This is a genomic window from Neogemmobacter tilapiae (genome assembly GCF_014652215.1).
GTDB classification, from domain to species: domain Bacteria; phylum Pseudomonadota; class Alphaproteobacteria; order Rhodobacterales; family Rhodobacteraceae; genus Neogemmobacter; species Neogemmobacter tilapiae.
The window spans coordinates 193696-209705 of the sequence record NZ_BMYJ01000004.1 but is presented as its reverse complement, the minus strand read 5'-3'; the positions used below and the strand labels follow the sequence as shown (position 1 = coordinate 209705).

The window sequence follows — 16010 nt, the reverse complement described above, 5'->3', positions numbered from 1 at the left end:
CTGTGGAAAAAGTCCTTCCTTGGTCGCGGGCTGCAAATTCGGGGATTCTTGCGGGTTTCTGTATCTGATATGCCGCGCAAAAGGGCATTCCGGGGGCGATGATGGCGGATATTCTGGTGATCCACACCGGCGGGACAATCGGCATGGTGGCAGGGCCAAATGGTTTGCAGCCGGGCAAGGGGCTGGTCGAGGCGGCCCTGCGCGATCTGGGTGTTGCGCCACGGATGGAAGTCTTCGATCCCCTTGTGGATAGCGCCGACATCGGCCCGCGCGACTGGAACCGGATGCTGGATTTGATCGAGGGCTTCCGGGGCGATGGCGTGATCGTGGTGCATGGCACCGACACGATGGCGCTGACAGGCGCGGCCTTGTCGCAGGCCCTAGGGGATTTGGCGTTTCCGGTGGTCTTGTGTGGGTCGATGAAACCCCTGGGGCAAGGCGGCGATTCCGAGGGCAATCTGGCCTTGGCGTTGCAGGCGGCGCAGGGCAAGCCGGGGGTCTGGCTGGCCTTTGCGGGCAAGGTTCTGCCGGGGGCGGGGCTGGTGAAATCGGATTCGCAGGCGGCGGATTCCTTCCGCTCGGTCCCGCAGGATGGCTTTGCCCCCAAGGCCCGCCGCTTTGACCCTTATCGGCGGCTGGCGGTGCTGACGCTGACGCCGGGCCTGCCCGTGGGCTTTGTGCGGGCGGCCTTGCAGGAATTGGACGGCGCGGTTTTGCGGGTGTTTGGCGCGGGAACCATGATGCACGATCCAGCCCTTCACGCGGTTCTGGCGGCGGCCGTGCGAAGGGGTTGCCACCTTCGCGCGGTCAGCCAATGCGAAAGCGGCGGGTTGGTCCCGGCGGCCTATGCGGCCGGGGCCGCCATCTGGCAGGCAGGGATCGAAAATGGGGGGCGGGAAACCCCCGAGGTCGCGCTGATGCGACTTTGGCTAAGCCAAAAGCCCGAATAAAAAATGGCCCCATCCTGCGACGGGGCCAGTCAGGTGGACAGGCCGGGGTGAAACCCGGCCCGCCGAAGGGACCGTGTCTTCGCCGCGCCTTATTTGTCGTCGGCGAAGATGTTCTTCTTGTGGGTTCCGCCGGGCACAAAGATCGCACCGATGACCACCGTCATCAGGGCCACCACGATGGCATACCACAGACCCGAATAGATGTTCCCCGTCTGGGCGCTGATGGCGAAAGCGGTCGCCGGCAGCAGACCCCCGAACCAGCCGTTGCCGATATGGTAAGGCAGCGACAGGCCCGAATAACGGATCCGGGTCGGATAAAGTTCAACCAACATTGCGGCGATCGGCCCGTAAACCATCGTCACAAGGATGATCAGATAGGTCAGTGTCAGCACGATGGTGATCTTCTGGCCGGTGAAGATGTCAAAGAAGTGCTCGGCCTTGGCCACCGTCGTGGTATCGGTATAGCCTGCCGCCTTCAGCGCGTCGGCCAGACCGGTGTCGAAGGTTTTCTTGGCTGCCGCCAGTTCGTCGCCCGTCAGCACAGCCGCATCATAAGAGGTCAGAACGGTGTCGCCGATCTTGACGGTTGCGTTGGTGGCGGCCGCATCTTCGACCGTCGTGTAGTTCACCGAAGCCCGCGACAATTGTGCTTTGGCAATGTCGCAAGAGTTGGTGAATTTCACGGTGCCCGTCGGGTTGAACTGGAACGAGCAGTCGGCCGGGTTGACGGTCACGATAACTTCTTTGGACTGCGCGGCATGCAGCGCCGGGTTCGCGGTCTGCGTCAGGAACGAGAAGACCGGGAAGTAAGTCAGCGCCGCAATCAGGCAGCCTGCCAGAATGATCGGCTTACGGCCAATCTTGTCCGACAGCGAACCAAAGAAGATAAAGCCGCCGGTGCCCAGGATCAGCGACCAAGCCACAAAGACGTTGGCCGAGAAGCTGTCAACCTTGACGATGTTCTGGATGAAGAACAGGGCGTAGAACTGTCCCGAATACCAGACCACGGCTTGCCCAGCGGTCAGACCCAGCAGCGCGATCAGGGCGATCTTGCCGTTCTTCCAGTTGCCGAAAGCCTCGCGCAGCGGTGCCTTGGATGCCGCACCCTCTTCCTTCATCTTTTTGAAGGCGGGGGATTCGTTCATCGTCAGACGGATGTAAAGCGAGATCAGCAGCAGGAAGATCGACCCGAGGAACGGAATCCGCCAGCCCCAGGCGTTAAAGGCTTTCTGCATCGAAGGGGTGCCATCGGCGTTCATGACAGCGGCCCCGGCCGCATCCAGAACCGGCTGGTCAGGATAGTTGCCGTTGACATAACCCTGAACCATCAGGATCACGATCAGCGACAGCAACAGGCCCAGCGTGGCCGTGGTCTGGATAAAGCTGGTGTAATAGCCACGCCGGTTTTGCGGGGCATGTTCCGCCACATAAACCGCAGCACCACCATATTCCCCACCCAAGGCCAGCCCTTGCAACATGCGCAGGATGATCAGGATGACCGGTGCCGCAACGCCCCAACTGAAATAGCTGGGCAGCAGACCCACGAAGAACGTCGACAGACCCATGATCAGGATCGTCATCAGGAAGGTATATTTCCGGCCGACGATGTCGCCCAACATACCAAAGACCAGCGCGCCGAACGGACGCACGATAAACCCGGCGGCAAAGGCCAGCAGGGCGAACACGTTGCGCGTCGATTCCGGGAAGGGCGTAAAGAACTGCGCCCCGATGATGGCGGCGAGTGAGCCGTAAAGATAGAAGTCATACCATTCGAAAATGGTCCCGGCGGACGACGCAAGGATCACCTTGCGCTCTTCCCCGGTCATGGGGCGCGACCGGGCGTTCGGGTCGCTAAGATCTGTCATGGCCATAGGCCTTCTCCTCCATACTGCCGGGATTTTCCCCGGTCTCCCCTGTTCCGCCACCGCAGGACGGCGACGGTTCGTGTCGGATGCCGGGCGTTACCCCCGGTTCATCCGGTTGGCGATAAGGTCATCGACCACCGCCGGATCGGCGAGCGTCGAGGTATCCCCCAACGCGCCAAAGTCGTTCTCTGCAATCTTGCGCAGGATGCGCCGCATGATCTTGCCCGACCGCGTTTTCGGCAGGCCGGGGGCCCATTGGATCAGATCAGGGCTGGCAATCGGGCCGATCTCTGTGCGGACCCATTTGATCAGGTCTTTCCGCAGATCGTCGCTGGGCTCGATCCCCTTCATCAGCGTGACATAGGCATAGATGCCCTGCCCCTTGATGTCGTGCGGGAAACCCACCACCGCCGCCTCGGCGACATCGGCATGGGCCACCAGCGCGCTTTCAATCTCAGCCGTGCCCATGCGGTGGCCACTGACGTTCAGCACGTCATCGACACGGCCCGTGATCCAGTAGTAACCGTCAGCGTCACGGCGGCAGCCATCGCCCGTGAAATACATGCCCTTGTATTGGCTGAAATAGGCCTCTTCAAACCGCTGATGATCGCCCCAAAGCGTGCGCATCTGCCCCGGCCAACTGTCGGTGATGCATAGCACGCCTTCCGTCTCGGTCGCCTCTTGCACCTGCCCGGTCGCGGCGTCCAGCACCACGCATTTCACGCCAAAGAAGGGTTTCGTTGCCGAACCCGGCTTCTGCGGAATGGCCCCCGGCAAGGGCGTGATGATGTGCCCCCCGGTTTCGGTCTGCCAGAAGGTATCGACCACCGGCACAGCACCCTTGCCGACATGGGTGTGATACCAGTTCCAAGCCTCGGGGTTGATCGGCTCACCCACCGAGCCCAGCAATTTCAGGCTGGAAAGATCGTGCTTTTCCACCCATTCGGCCCCCAAGCCCATCAGGCTGCGGATCGCGGTCGGTGCGGTGTAGAACTGAGTCACCTTATGCTTGGCAATGACCTCCCAGAAGCGGCCGGCGTCGGGATAGGTCGGCACGCCTTCGAACATCACCGTGGTCGCGCCATTGGCCAAGGGACCATAGACGATATAGCTGTGGCCCGTCACCCAGCCCACATCGGCCGTGCACCAGAAGACATCGCCGTCGTGATAGTCAAAGGTGATCTGGTGCGTCATCGCAGCATAGACCAGATAGCCGCCGGTCGTGTGCAGAACGCCCTTGGGCTTGCCGGTCGAACCGCTGGTATACAGGATGAACAGCGGATCCTCCGCCCCCATTTCGACATAGGGGCAATAGGGTTTCGCTGCGGCCATTTCGGCCTTCAAGTCCACATCGCGGCCGTCAACCCAAGAGGTCTGGTCGCCGGTATGTTTCACGACAAGGCATTTCACCCGATCATCGCAATGTAACAAGGCTGCATCGGTATTCGCCTTCAGCGGCGTCTTTTTCCCGCCCCGAGGGCCGAAATCAGCAGTGATGACAACCTTGGCCTCGCTGTCATTGATCCGGTTCGCCAAGGCATCCGGGCTGAACCCCCCAAAGACCACCGAATGGATCGCCCCGATCCGCGCGCAGGCCAGCATCGCATAGGCCGCCTCGGGGATCATCGGCATATACAGAACCACCCGGTCGCCGCGCTCCACCCCATGGGCTTTCAGCACATTGGCCAGACGGCAGGTCTGTTCCAAAAGCTCGGTATAGGTGATGTGCTTGGCCGGCGTCTTCGGATCATCCGGTTCCCAGATGATGGCCGTCTGGTTCGCCCGTTTGATCATGTGCCGGTCGATGCAATTGGCCGACAGGTTCAGCGTGCCATCTTCAAACCATTTGATGCTGACGTTGCCGGGCGCAAAACTCGTGTCCTTCACCTTGGTAAAGGGTCTGATCCAATCGATTCGCTGCGCCTCACGCGCCCAAAAGCTTTCAGGATCCTTCACCGATTCGGCATAAAGCCGATCATAACCGGCCGCGTCCACATGGGCCGAAGCCGAAAAATCCTGCGATGCCGTATAGATAGCCGTCATGATCGTCAAACGTCCCCCCTGCGTGACCCGATGGGTCTGGCCGATCTGCACAGCGCCCTTGGGCCGAAAATGCAAATCTGTCTTCTTTCTTTCGTCAATACCCCCGCAACCAGCGATCAAACAACGATTTTTTTGTAAATTGATTGACATATTCTATGTGCATTCTGTCAATTTTTGAAAAGTTGCAGCACATAGGGGCGCTTTCATCAAACGCGCCTGTCACGAAAAATTCACGGGAATTGTGCTGTTGCCGCTAACGTTTGCGGGCGCTGGCGATGTCGGGAAAGAATCGCACCTTGGGTTCCGCCAGCCCCTGCGCGGCCAAAAGGCGGCGCACCTCGGGCCTTGTCGCCGTCAGGGCCAGTTCCCCCCCCATCCGATGCACCCTTTGCGCCAACCGTTCCACCGTTCGCGCCCCGCTGGAATCGATCAGCGGCACGGCGGCGAAATCCAGCACGATCCGGCGCGGATGATCGGCAATCCGGTCCAGCGCCGCGCCGGTCAGCGCCGCCGCGCCAAAGAACCACGGTCCTTGCAGCCGCACCACCAGGGTCTGCTCGTCCACCGCATCCTCGGGATGTTCGGTCAAAATCTGCGCGGTTCCCGCCATGCGGCGGATAAAAACCAACCCGCCCAAGGCAAAGCCCGCGACGATCCCCTCGGTCAGGTCACGGAAAACGACCAGCAGAAAGGTCACGACAATCACCACCGCATCGGCCCGCGACGCCCGGATCAGCGCCCAGATCTCGGCCTTTTCCGCCATCGACCAGGCAATCACCGCCAAAAGCCCGGCCAGCGCCGCCAGGGGGATATAGGCCGCCAAGGGGGCTGCAATCAGCAGAAAGGCCAGCAAGAACAGCGCATGCAGCATCCCCGAAACCGGGCCTCTACTGCCGGCCCGCACATTCGTCGCTGTGCGCGCAATCGTACCCGTCACGCAGAATCCACCGAACAAGGCGGCCCCAATGTTGGCTATACCTTGGCCGATCAGCTCGGTATCCGGGCGGTGCAGGCGGCCCGACATACCATCGGCCACAACCGCCGACAAAAGCGATTCAATCGCCCCCAGCAGGGCAAAGCTGGCAGCCCAAGGCAGAGCCTCGCCAAACAGCGTAAGGTCAGGCAGCACCGGGGCGGGCAACATACGCGGCAGCGCGCCAAAACGTGAGCCAATGGTTTCGACGGGCAATCCCAACCCCCAGGCCACAAAAGCCGCCACAGCAATGGCCATCAAAAGACCCGGCCAGCGCGGACGCAAGCGTCGCAAAATCAGGATCAACGCGATGGTCAGCCCGGCCAAGGCCAAGGCCGCCGGGTTGATCGTCTCACGCGCCACCCACAGGGCTTGCAGCTTGGGCAAAAGGGCTGCGGGTTCGTGGCCCAACGTCAGCCCCAGCAGATCTTTGACTTGTGAGGCGAGGATGATCAGCGCAATTCCGGCGGTAAAGGCCAAGGTCACGGGATAGGGAAGGAACCGCACATAGCCGCCCAGCCGTAGCAGCCCCGCCGTGGCCAGAATAAAACCCGACAAAAAGGTCGCCACGATCAGGCCCGGCAGCCCGATGCTCGCCACACAGGCCGACACCAGCACGATAAAGGCCCCAGCAGGCCCGCCAATCTGAAACCGGCTACCGCCAAACACCGACACCAGAAAACCGCCCACAATCGCTGTGATCAGCCCCCGCTCCGGCCCAACGCCACTGGCAATGGCAATCGCCATCGACAAAGGCAGCGCCACAATGGCGACCGTCAGACCCGCCAAGGCATCTGCGCGCAGGTCGGTCAGGCGATAGCCTTCGCGGAAAATGGTGATCAGTTTCGGCGCAAAAAGCGGGATCCGCTCTGCCCCACCCGGATGGCTTGTGTCCACCATGATGCCTGCATACCCTCGGCTTTCCCCGGATGCTGCGCCCCGCGAAAGGCCAAGTCAATGCAAGAGAAACACCCCGATCCCGTGGCCTTGGCCGATGACACCGCCCGCCAATTGGCGCGGCAGTTGATCGCCGCCGCACGGCACGGGTCTTTGGCCACCTTTGGCGCAAGCGATTATCCGGGGATCAGCCTTGTCGCCCTCGCCCCCTCTGCGCCGGGGTTCCTGACGCTCATGTCCGGACTGGCCGCCCATCACGGCGCTTTGCGCGCCAACCCCAAGGCGGCGCTGATGCTGGGCGAACCGGGCAAGGGCGACCCCTTGGCCCATCCCCGGCTGATGATCGACGTGACCGCCCGCTTTCTGCCAAAGGACGCCGCCACCCGCGCCGCCTATCTGGCCCACCAGCCCAAGGCGGCGCTTTACATCGACTTTGCCGATTTCGATCTGGTGCATCTGATCCCCGAAAGCGCCTTGCTGAACGGCGGCTTCGGCCGTGCTTGGCGGCTGACGTCGGCCGATCTGTAAAAAGGGCGGCCCATTGGACCGCCCCTTCCCCCTCACGCCCCTCGCTAAGTCGGATTGTCCATCCGCAGCGTCACCAGCACCCGCCCCTTCAGGTCACTCGGCCAGCGCAACTGCACCCTGTCCTTGTTCGCCCCCTGCTCCACCAGCACATAGGGCATGTCCGACCGCCCCGCATTGCCCGCCGTCGTGATCTCCCCCTCGGCCACGATGGTTGTCACATTCCGCGCCCAGCCGCCAAAGGGCAGATAGCTGGCCCCGTTCACCGTCCAAGCCTGCGCCGCGGTATTCTGTTCATGCGAAATCGTCACTGGGTTCATCGTCAGGTCGGAAATGCCGTTGAACGTGTTCCCCTCGAACACCACATTCCGCATCCGCCCGAAATCCAGCCCCGCCGTGGAATCATCCACCTTTTCGATCCGGTCAATGCTGCCATTCACCGTGCGGAACGTGTTGCCCATCACGGTCAAGCCGTTGATGAAATGATCCGGCCCCCGCGGCCGCACCACCAGAAAGCGGAACGAAGGCGACACATTGCTGACCATAAAGATATTCGCGTTGATCGTCAGCGAACCGAACGAGAATTCATTGCTGAACTCGGGGTCAGGGTCATGTTCGTTCGACCATTCGATCGTGCAGTTGTCGATGTAATTGCCCGTCATCAGCGACTTGGGGCTGGTTTCGGTGAACACCACCCCCGCCATACGCACCCCGCTGGCCATATCATCGCCTTGGAAGAAATGGTTCCCGATCAGCATATTGCCCGTGCCGCCGACAATCGCGAAATGCGCAAACCGCACCACCCGGTTGTCACGCAGCTTCACGTCATTCGCATTGGTGTTCAGGCAAATCGTCGTGCGGTCCTGCGACGGAAGGGCCTGTTCATCCGACAAGAACTGGCAACGGTCCACGAACAGGCCCTGACAGCCTTCGCCGATCGAGGTGATCCCCCGATCCTTGGGGCGGCTGATCACCGTATCGGCCACGCGAAAGGTCAGCCCGTCCCGCGCCAGCATCACCGCACTGCAAAACCCGTTGCAGTTGATGTCCATATCCGTGATCTCAAACCGGCTCAGCGCCTCAAACCCGCTGAAATCCAGCAGGTATTTATAGCGGGTAAAGGTATAGGTCCGCGTCCCCCCACCGCCCCACAGCGCCGCACTCAGCGACAGCGTTCCCGCCCCGATATTGCGCCCGGTCACATAGACCTCACGCCCGACGCCCGTGCCGCTGACCCGCGCGCCCACGGGAATGTTGGCGACATTCGCCACACCCGTCAGCTGCCGCGCATTGCCCGGCGCATAACTCGCAACCGAGGTCACCTGCGTATTGGCCCAAGCCGCGTTGCTGACCGCGTTCAATTGCCCATTCGACACCAACCGCCGCTGTGCAAAGGAATCCAGCCCCGTGATCGCCGCCACATCCACCGGCCCCGAAAGATCGACACGGCGTCCTTTAAGGTCAAAGGTCACATGGTCGGTGAAATAAAACAAAGCCTGCAATCCGCGCCGAAACCCCTCGGCATCCGAACCAAAGGCGGCGGCATAGCTGTCCAGATCATAGTTCCGGGTCAGCACCAGCCGATTGCCAGCAGGCATCGTGACCGTGCCTTCGAAACGCGCCGCGCTGTTGATCGTGACATTGGCAGCAAGATGGTACTGTCCGGCCGAAACCAGAACGACACGCCCATCGGCGGCCGCATCAGCGGCGGCAAAAGCGGCGGAATCATCCGTCACCCCATCGCCCAGCGCGCCATAGTCGCGGACATCGACCACATCCAGCAACTTGCGGTGAAAGACCTCGGTCACATCCTCAATGCGGAAATCATCAATCCTGACAACACCACCATTCGGCCCCGTCAAATCCAGCCCGAAATAGCCATAGGTCGGTTCCATGCCCCAGACCAGATCATTGCCCGGGCGGTTGCCCGAACCCACGATGGCGCTGATTTCCAGCACCTCGCCATAGGTTGTCAGATCCACCGCCGTCGCATGGGCCGGCACGCTGGCCACATTGGTGCCGTTCGACCGCGCCGCATAGCCCGCAATGCGGACCGACGGCAGGTTTCCCGAAATCGCCTTGATCCGCGTCGAGACCCGCAGATAAAGCCCCGGCTCCAGCGGCGTCTGCCCCTTAAACCGCAGGCGCTGGACGTTTTCGTTCTTTTGCAATTCCAGACAACCACCGAAATCCTGATCGGCGGGCACCAAAGCCGCATTCGGCTGGCCCGCATAGCTGGCCGACGAAGGCGTCCCATCCTCGCGCGACCATTGCGCCAGCCCCGCCGAAAAGGGCGGGGGCATCAGCACCAAACCGTCCGTCACTGCCATGTTCATCTTGCTTGACCCTCGCCTACCGCGTTCTGCCGGTTGCCCGGCCCCCATAGGCGAATGATCTAGTCAGGGGCTGTTAACACCGCCCCATGCGGCCGCGCGCTGGCGCTTGCAACAGCCCTCAGGCCCCCGTGCCCGGCGCCGGCAAAAGCTGCACGGCGTTGATCTGCCAGCCCTCCGGCGTTTCCACCATCTGATACTCCAGCACATGCCCCCGCCCCTGCGCATCGGTCACCAGAACCCGCTGCCACAGCCCACCCGCCACTTCGCGCAACTCCAGCATCTGCACCGATGAAGGTCGCCAGACCATCGGATAGCCTTCGCGCACCATTTTCCCGAAATTCTCAGGCGTGCCGAAAATGCCTTTGATCATCGGCGAGGCATAGGTGAAGGCCTGCCCAAAATCATCCGCCTGCAAGGCGCTGATCTGGTCGCGGATCACCTTCTGGATCGGCACTTCGGCGGCGTCCTGCGCCAAGACCGACCCGGCCATCCCCACCAGCAAACATGTCATCAGAAGAATACGGCGCATGGTCCCCTCCTGTCCCATATGACAGGGATACGGATCCACGCGCCGATTGGTTTCAAAATAGCCGGGCCTCAGCCCGCCAATTCGCCCCTCAGCGCCCGTTCGATCAGCGCGATGGTTTCCTCGACACCATAAAGCGCGATGAAACCGCCAAAGCGCGGCCCCTGCGACGCCCCCAACAGCACCTCATACAGCGCCGTGAACCAGTCGCGCAGCGGCTCGAACCCGTGTTCCGTGCCCACCGCAAAGACCATCGTCTGCAACGCTTCGGCGTCCAGCCCGCCATCCCACACCCGCAGCCGCGCCACCAGATCCTCCAGCGCCGCCCGTTCCTTGTCGCTGGGCAGCCGGAAAGTCCGCGTCGGCGCGATCTTGTCGGCGAAATAGCGCACCGCAAAGCCCGCCGCAGCATCCAGATCAGGGTTCGCCTCAGGGGACCCATCCGGCGCATAACGCTTGATGAACCCCCACAGCCCCTTGGCATCCTTCGCCCCAGCCACCGAGGCCAGATTCAGCAGCATCGAAAACGGCACCACCATTTTGCTTTCCGGCGGCTGCCCCCCATGGATGTGCCACACCGGGTTGTTGACCTGCCCCTCGGCATCCTGCCCGGCAAAAGCGCGCAGTTGCTGGTGATACTCATCCACCGCCTTCGGGATCACATCGAAATGCATCCGTTTCGCCGTCTTCGGCTTTTGATACATGAAATACGACAGGCTTTCCGTCGCCGCATAGGTCAGCCATTCGTCAATCGTCAGGCCATTGCCCTTTGACTTGGAAATCTTTTGCCCATTCTCGTCCAGGAACAGCTCATAGCTGAAATGGTTCGGCTTCTGCCCCCCCAGAACCTCGCAAATCCCGTCATAGATCGGCGTGTTCGTCGAATGGTCCTTGCCATACATTTCAAAGTCCACCCCCAAGGCCGCCCAGCGCGCCCCAAAGTCAGGCTTCCATTGCAGCTTCACGTTTCCACCCGTCACCGGCAGAACCCACTCCCGGCCATCCTCATCGTCAAAGGTCACCGTCGCCGCTTTAGCATCCACATGTTTGATCGGCACATAAAGCACCCGCCCTGTTTCGGGATGGATCGGCAGGAAACAGGAATAGGTTTGCTGCCGCTCTTCCCGCAGCGACGCCAGCATGATGTTCATGATCCCGTCATAGCGTTCGCAGGCCAGACGCAAAGTGTCGTCAAACTGACCGGAACGATAGAATTCCGTCGCGCTGATGAAATCGTACTGAAAGCCGAACGTGTCCAGAAACCGCCGCAGCATCGCATTGTTATGCGCGCCAAAGCTGTCAAATTCACCGAAGGGATCGGGGACAGATGTCAGCGGCCGTTGCAGGTTTTCCCGCAGCATGTCGCCATTCGGCACATTGTCCGGCACCTTCCGCATCCCGTCCAGATCGTCGGAAAAACAGATCAGCCGCGTCGGAATGTCGCTGATCACCTCAAACGCCCGGCGGATCATTGTGGTGCGGGCCACTTCCCCAAAGGTGCCGATATGCGGCAGACCCGACGGCCCATAGCCGGTTTCAAACAGCACATAGCCCTTTTTCGCCGCTGCCGCCTCGGCCCGTTTCAACAGGGCGCGGGCCTCTTCAAAGGGCCAGGCTTTCGATTTCATCGCGGCATCACGCAGGGCGTTCATGGGTCTATCCTTAGCAAACAGGAAAAAGCGGCCCGTCCTATTGAAGGGCGGCCCTCGCGTCAATATTCTGAAAGGAACAGAAAGACGAGGATGAACGTGGTCGAAACTGCCCCCCCGATGTCGCCGCAGGATGCGCTGGTTGCCGTGATGATTGCGGTTTCCGCCTCGGACGAACAAATTCGCACCTCGGAACTGGTCGCCATCCAGCGGATCGTGAACCATTTGCCGGTGTTTCACGACTATGACGCCGACCGCCTGCGCCGCATCGCCCAGACCGTCTTTGATCTGTTCGAGGAGGAGGATGGCCTCGCCGCCCTCTTCGGCCTGATCCGCAACGCCCTGCCGGAAAAATTCTACGAAACCGCCTATGCCCTTGCCTGCGACGTGGCCAGCGCCGAGCCTTCCTTGCGCGACATGGAACTGCGGATGCTCGAGGAAGTGCGCGAAGAACTCGCCATCGACCGCCTCCACGCCGCCGCCATCGAATGGGGCAGCCGCGTGCGGCATGTCAGGATGTGAATCAGCTGCTGGGCAACAGACCGGCCAGCGGGGCCATCAACCGCCCCGGCATTGACCCATAAGCTTCAAACCCGTGGTGAAGGTAAAAGGCTTCAGCCTGGGCATCCTTCGCCTCGACCACCATCGCAAACACCGCCACCTCACTCTCTGCCGCCCGCAAGACGGCATCGGCCAACAACGCCGATCCCAGTTTCTGCCCCTTGAACCGACGATCCACCGCCAGCCGTCCTAAACGGGCCGCAGGCAGGTTTGGGTATCTTGGCAAGCGTTTGACCAACGCGGCGGGCAGGTCTGTCAGCAAGATGTCTGCGGCCGACAGCGTGTAAAATCCGGCAATGCTGTCCGTCACCGCATCAACTGCAATCGTGCAGGCCGCCAAGCGGCGGCGCATGTCTTGGGTGACCTGAGTCTGAAAATACCGGTTCAAAGCTGGACTGGCGCAATCGAATCCAGACCGATCCCGCCCGTCAAGGGGCAGAATTCGAAAGCGCGGGGCCGTCAAAGCCCGCCCGTCAACCGGCGGCGATGCTCAAACGCGCGCTGCATCGCCGGGGCCGGGGCCTTGGGGTTCAGCAAAGCTTCGACAAATCGCGCCTGCTCAGCCTCGGTCAAACGGATCAGCCTATCGTCCTCAACCGCTTTCCGCGCGGCCTCTTCGGCAGCCGACATCACGAATTCGCTGATCGAACGCCCCTGAATTTCAGCCGCACGTCGCACAATCGCCAGCGTATCGGCTGTCGTCCGGGCTTCGATCCGTTCGGAACGGGTCTTGGTTTGGGTCATCACAGCCTCCACGTCCGAAATGTACGGTAAAATACCGGACAATTCAAGCGCACTAGCCATAAACTCCCACCCAACGTTCCACCAACCTTGCCTCCAGCAGCCGCGCCCGTTTCACCCAAGCGGCCCCACCCGGGGGGGCTTCGCGGTCTTCCAGCGCCAAAGCGTCCCGCCGTTCGGTATCCGCGGCATAAATCGCAAAACTCAGCACCCGACCCGAAGGCGGCTCGACATAGCCCACCAGCCCCGACACGAAATTCAGCGTCCCGGTTTTCGAGGGCACCCGCACCGGATGCCCCTTGATCGCCTTGCCCTTGGCGTCCCGCATCCCGAAATCACGCAGAATGCCGGGCAACAGCTTGGCGGCCCCATCTGCCCCCCGCGCCTTTTGCATCAGCGCCACCATCGCGCCCACCGTCACACGGCTGGCCCCGCCAAGGCCAGAATGATCCACCAGCGCCAGATCCACGCCGGCATACATCTTCAGCCAATCATTCATAGCCTGCGCCGAACCTGCCAGCCCGGCGGCCCCGCTCGCCCGCAGCCCCACCACTTCCGCCGTCAGATTGGTCGAAAACCGCAGCATGTCGCGCAGCAATTCGGGCAGCGCTTCGCTTTCCACCCGGTCCAGCTCTTTTCCATCCGCAGGGGCCAGCCCCGCCTCGGGCGCGGGCAACCGAATCCCCTGCGCTGCCGCCAATTCGCGGAAGACCTCTGCCGCGTAAAGCCCCGGCTGCCGCACCGGCAGCCAGCGGCTGCCCCCCTTTCCCAAGGCGGCACTGGCGACGGTCCAATCCTCCACCGCGCCCGAACGGTCATAGGTGAACAGTGGCGCCTCCCGCTGCGCCACCTGCATCCGCGCCAGACTGACCTGCGGCATGAAACGTTCGCCGCGACCATCCATCGTCACGCGATAGCCATCGCCTTCCCGCTTCCATTCAAAGTAAACCCGGTTGAAGTTCAGGTTCAGTCCCGAAAGCGCCGGGTTATAGCCCACCTGATCCGGCTGCCCCCCGTCAATCCGCTCCAGCCTTGGCAAGGTGCTGTCGTCAAACAGGAACCGCCCCGTCACCCCCCGCAGGCCCAGCGTCCCCAACCGCGCCACCAGATCGCCCAGCTGATCGGTTTGCAGCGTCGGATCGCCCCCACCCAGCAGCACCAGATCGCCCTGCACGATGCCATTCGCCAAAGGCCCCGTCGCCAGAACCTTCGTCACAAAGCGGAAATCCGGCCCCAGCCGTTCCAGCGCGTAAAAGGCTGTCGCGGCCTTCGCCGTGCTCGCTGGCGGCAGCGCCGTTTCCGTGCCGCCACCCTCCAACACCATCCCCGTCGCTGTATCCACCACCAGATAGCTGACCGTCCCCCCCAGATCGGCCTTCGCAATCAGCCCTGACGCATCGCCCGGCGGCGGCGTCCGCTCCCGCCCCCCGTCGCCCCTGCGCCGTGGCGGGAAAGAATTCGGCGGAGCCTCGGCCAGGGCCGCCTGCCCCAAACCGGCCAGCAAAAGCCCCAGCGCCCCGCGCCTTGTCCAGTGAAACGACTCGCTCATGCCTTGTCGATGCCCGGCTTGGCCGTGCCTTTCAAGCCCCATTCCCCCCGCGCCCGGATCGCGCTGGACGAGGCGTCGTTCATCGGCAAGTTCACGAAAACCCAGGCCGGGGCCACAGCATGTGCCAGATGCTCGCCCCGCCCCACCCGTGCCCCCCGGAAAACCTGCGCCGCTTTCGACAGCCGCGCCCGCGTGCCCCAACCGGGCCGCGCCAGAATGCCCACCGGCACCCGCCGCAAAATCTCTTGCCAGCGGTCCCAACGGTGGAGCTGCACCAGATTGTCCGCCCCCATCAGCCAGACAAACCGCACCCCCGGATAGATCGCCTGCAACCGCGCTATCGTCGCGGCCGTAAACCGCGTCCCCAAAGCCGCCTCCAACCCCGTCACCCGCACCTTCGGATGCCGCATCACTTTTTTCCCGAACGCAATCCGTTCCGCCAAGGGGGCCGGTTGCCGCGCCTTCAAAGGATTGCCCGGCGTCACCAGCCACCAGACCTGATCCAGCCCCATCCGCTTCAGCGCCTCGGTCGTGATCAGCACATGCCCCTCATGGGCCGGATCGAACGATCCGCCCAAAAGCCCGATCACCATGCCCCGACATGCCGGGGGAAAGCCCTGACGCATCACCTGATCCCGCGCGGCGGGTCACCCCCCGCAATGCAGATAGTCCTTCAACAGCCGCGACCACGCCGAGTTGGGTTTGAACCCTGCCCGCGTCCCGTCGCCCTGCCCCTTGTCACCTATGACAGCCCCCATCCCATGTGCAACCATCCATCGCGGCGAATGGCTCGGGGCCCCCGCCTTTTTCTGCCCCGCACAAAAGGCCTTGTGCCGGGCCGACCCATCCCCGCCAAAGGCCTCGAACTCCGCCTCCAACGCCTTGCGCCGTTTCGTCCCCATCGACTGCGCCACGGAGGAGGAAAGCACATCCTCCGCCTGCCAAGCGGTCTTGTCCACCACCCGCTTCTTGTCGAATTCCGCCCGCAGCTGCATCAAGATATACAGATCCAGCGCCCGCTCCATCTGCCCCGCCTTTGCACAGGCCAGAACACCCAGCCCCAGATCCGGCGGCGACAGCCCCGCATCGGCCCCCGCCGCCGCAATGCAGCCGGGGTTCACCGTCGCCTCAAGGTTCCCCAGCACTTCATAATTCCGCGCCGCAGCCGGAACCGCAACTGGCCCCGCCACCATCAGCGCCAGCAGCAAGGCCCCCCGCATCAGACCAGCCCCGCGCTAGCCAGAAAGCCAAACCCCAGAACCAAAGCCACGAACCATTCCCCAAAGCCGAACGAAGTGTTGCTGAACATTTTGTCTCTCCCTGTTCCGATGCCCCCTTCTCGCAAAAAATGAACGACGTTCATAAGTCAGGAAAACCTGACCCCTTCCCTTGGCC

Annotated in this window: 14 protein-coding genes; 3 read left to right on the top strand and 11 right to left on the bottom strand. The window is 62.3% G+C overall.

Annotation, left to right across the window (positions count from 1 at the left end):
- Nucleotides 1-101: 101 nt before the first annotated feature.
- Nucleotides 102-950, top strand: coding sequence for an asparaginase domain-containing protein (locus IE095_RS07905; RefSeq protein WP_229804628.1), 849 nt, complete (start codon nt 102-104; stop codon nt 948-950).
- Between the two features lie 89 nt (nt 951-1039).
- Here the strand turns inward: IE095_RS07905 and IE095_RS07900 are convergent, their stop codons facing one another.
- The 3 genes from IE095_RS07900 to IE095_RS07890 form a co-directional block, all read right to left on the bottom strand.
- Complete coding sequence (locus IE095_RS07900; protein ID WP_229804627.1) at nt 1040-2815, bottom strand: MFS transporter; 1776 nt, start codon at nt 2813-2815, stop codon at nt 1040-1042.
- 96 nt (nt 2816-2911) lie between these two features.
- Nucleotides 2912-4858 carry an acetate--CoA ligase gene (gene acs, locus IE095_RS07895; RefSeq protein ID WP_189411087.1) on the bottom strand — a complete coding sequence of 649 codons (1947 nt, stop codon included), beginning with the start codon at nt 4856-4858 and terminating at the stop codon, nt 2912-2914.
- Between the two features lie 253 nt (nt 4859-5111).
- A complete protein-coding gene (locus IE095_RS07890; RefSeq protein WP_189411086.1) occupies nt 5112-6731 on the bottom strand; it encodes a SulP family inorganic anion transporter in 1620 nt (539 codons plus the stop codon).
- A gap of 57 nt (nt 6732-6788) precedes the next feature.
- Between IE095_RS07890 and IE095_RS07885 the strand changes: the two genes are divergently transcribed.
- Entirely contained in the window at nt 6789-7256 is a 468-nt protein-coding gene (locus IE095_RS07885; protein WP_189411085.1) for a HugZ family pyridoxamine 5'-phosphate oxidase, read from the top strand.
- A 44-nt stretch (nt 7257-7300) separates the two neighbouring features.
- Here the strand turns inward: IE095_RS07885 and IE095_RS07880 are convergent, their stop codons facing one another.
- The 3 genes from IE095_RS07880 to IE095_RS07870 all read right to left on the bottom strand — a co-directional run bounded on the left by IE095_RS07880 (nt 7301) and on the right by IE095_RS07870 (nt 11767).
- The gene (locus IE095_RS07880) at nt 7301-9589 is read right to left on the bottom strand and encodes a glycosyl hydrolase family 28-related protein (RefSeq protein WP_189411084.1); all 2289 of its coding nucleotides are present in this window, start codon (nt 9587-9589) and stop codon (nt 7301-7303) included.
- A 118-nt stretch (nt 9590-9707) separates the two neighbouring features.
- Nucleotides 9708-10118, bottom strand: a complete 411-nt coding sequence (locus tag IE095_RS07875; protein WP_189411083.1) for a DUF4864 domain-containing protein — start codon at nt 10116-10118, stop codon at nt 9708-9710.
- A 68-nt stretch (nt 10119-10186) separates the two neighbouring features.
- On the bottom strand, nt 10187-11767 hold the full coding sequence (locus IE095_RS07870) for a lysine--tRNA ligase (RefSeq protein WP_189411082.1): 1581 nt from the start codon (nt 11765-11767) through the stop codon (nt 10187-10189).
- Between the two features lie 90 nt (nt 11768-11857).
- On the opposite strand from IE095_RS07870, the gene IE095_RS07865 reads away from it, so the two are divergent.
- Complete coding sequence (locus IE095_RS07865; protein WP_189411081.1) at nt 11858-12286, top strand: tellurite resistance TerB family protein; 429 nt, start codon at nt 11858-11860, stop codon at nt 12284-12286.
- Between the two features lies 1 nt (nt 12287).
- Here IE095_RS07865 and IE095_RS07860 read toward each other — a convergent pair whose 3' ends face one another.
- The 5 genes from IE095_RS07860 to IE095_RS07840 form a co-directional block, all read right to left on the bottom strand.
- Entirely contained in the window at nt 12288-12713 is a 426-nt protein-coding gene (locus IE095_RS07860) for a GNAT family N-acetyltransferase (protein WP_229804626.1), read from the bottom strand.
- 71 nt (nt 12714-12784) lie between these two features.
- Nucleotides 12785-13069, bottom strand: a complete 285-nt coding sequence (locus tag IE095_RS07855; protein WP_189411079.1) for a type II toxin-antitoxin system TacA family antitoxin — start codon at nt 13067-13069, stop codon at nt 12785-12787.
- A 52-nt stretch (nt 13070-13121) separates the two neighbouring features.
- Nucleotides 13122-14615 (bottom strand): D-alanyl-D-alanine carboxypeptidase/D-alanyl-D-alanine endopeptidase, encoded by a 1494-nt coding sequence (gene dacB, locus IE095_RS07850; protein WP_189411078.1) that lies wholly within the window; start codon nt 14613-14615, stop codon nt 13122-13124.
- Nucleotides 14612-15241, bottom strand: a complete 630-nt coding sequence (locus IE095_RS07845) for a nicotinate-nucleotide adenylyltransferase (protein WP_189411077.1) — start codon at nt 15239-15241, stop codon at nt 14612-14614. The genes dacB and IE095_RS07845 overlap by 4 nt, the downstream gene beginning before the upstream one ends.
- 21 nt (nt 15242-15262) lie before the next feature.
- Nucleotides 15263-15835 carry a hypothetical protein gene (locus IE095_RS07840; RefSeq protein ID WP_189411076.1) on the bottom strand — a complete coding sequence of 191 codons (573 nt, stop codon included), beginning with the start codon at nt 15833-15835 and terminating at the stop codon, nt 15263-15265.
- Nucleotides 15836-16010: the final 175 nt, after the last annotated feature.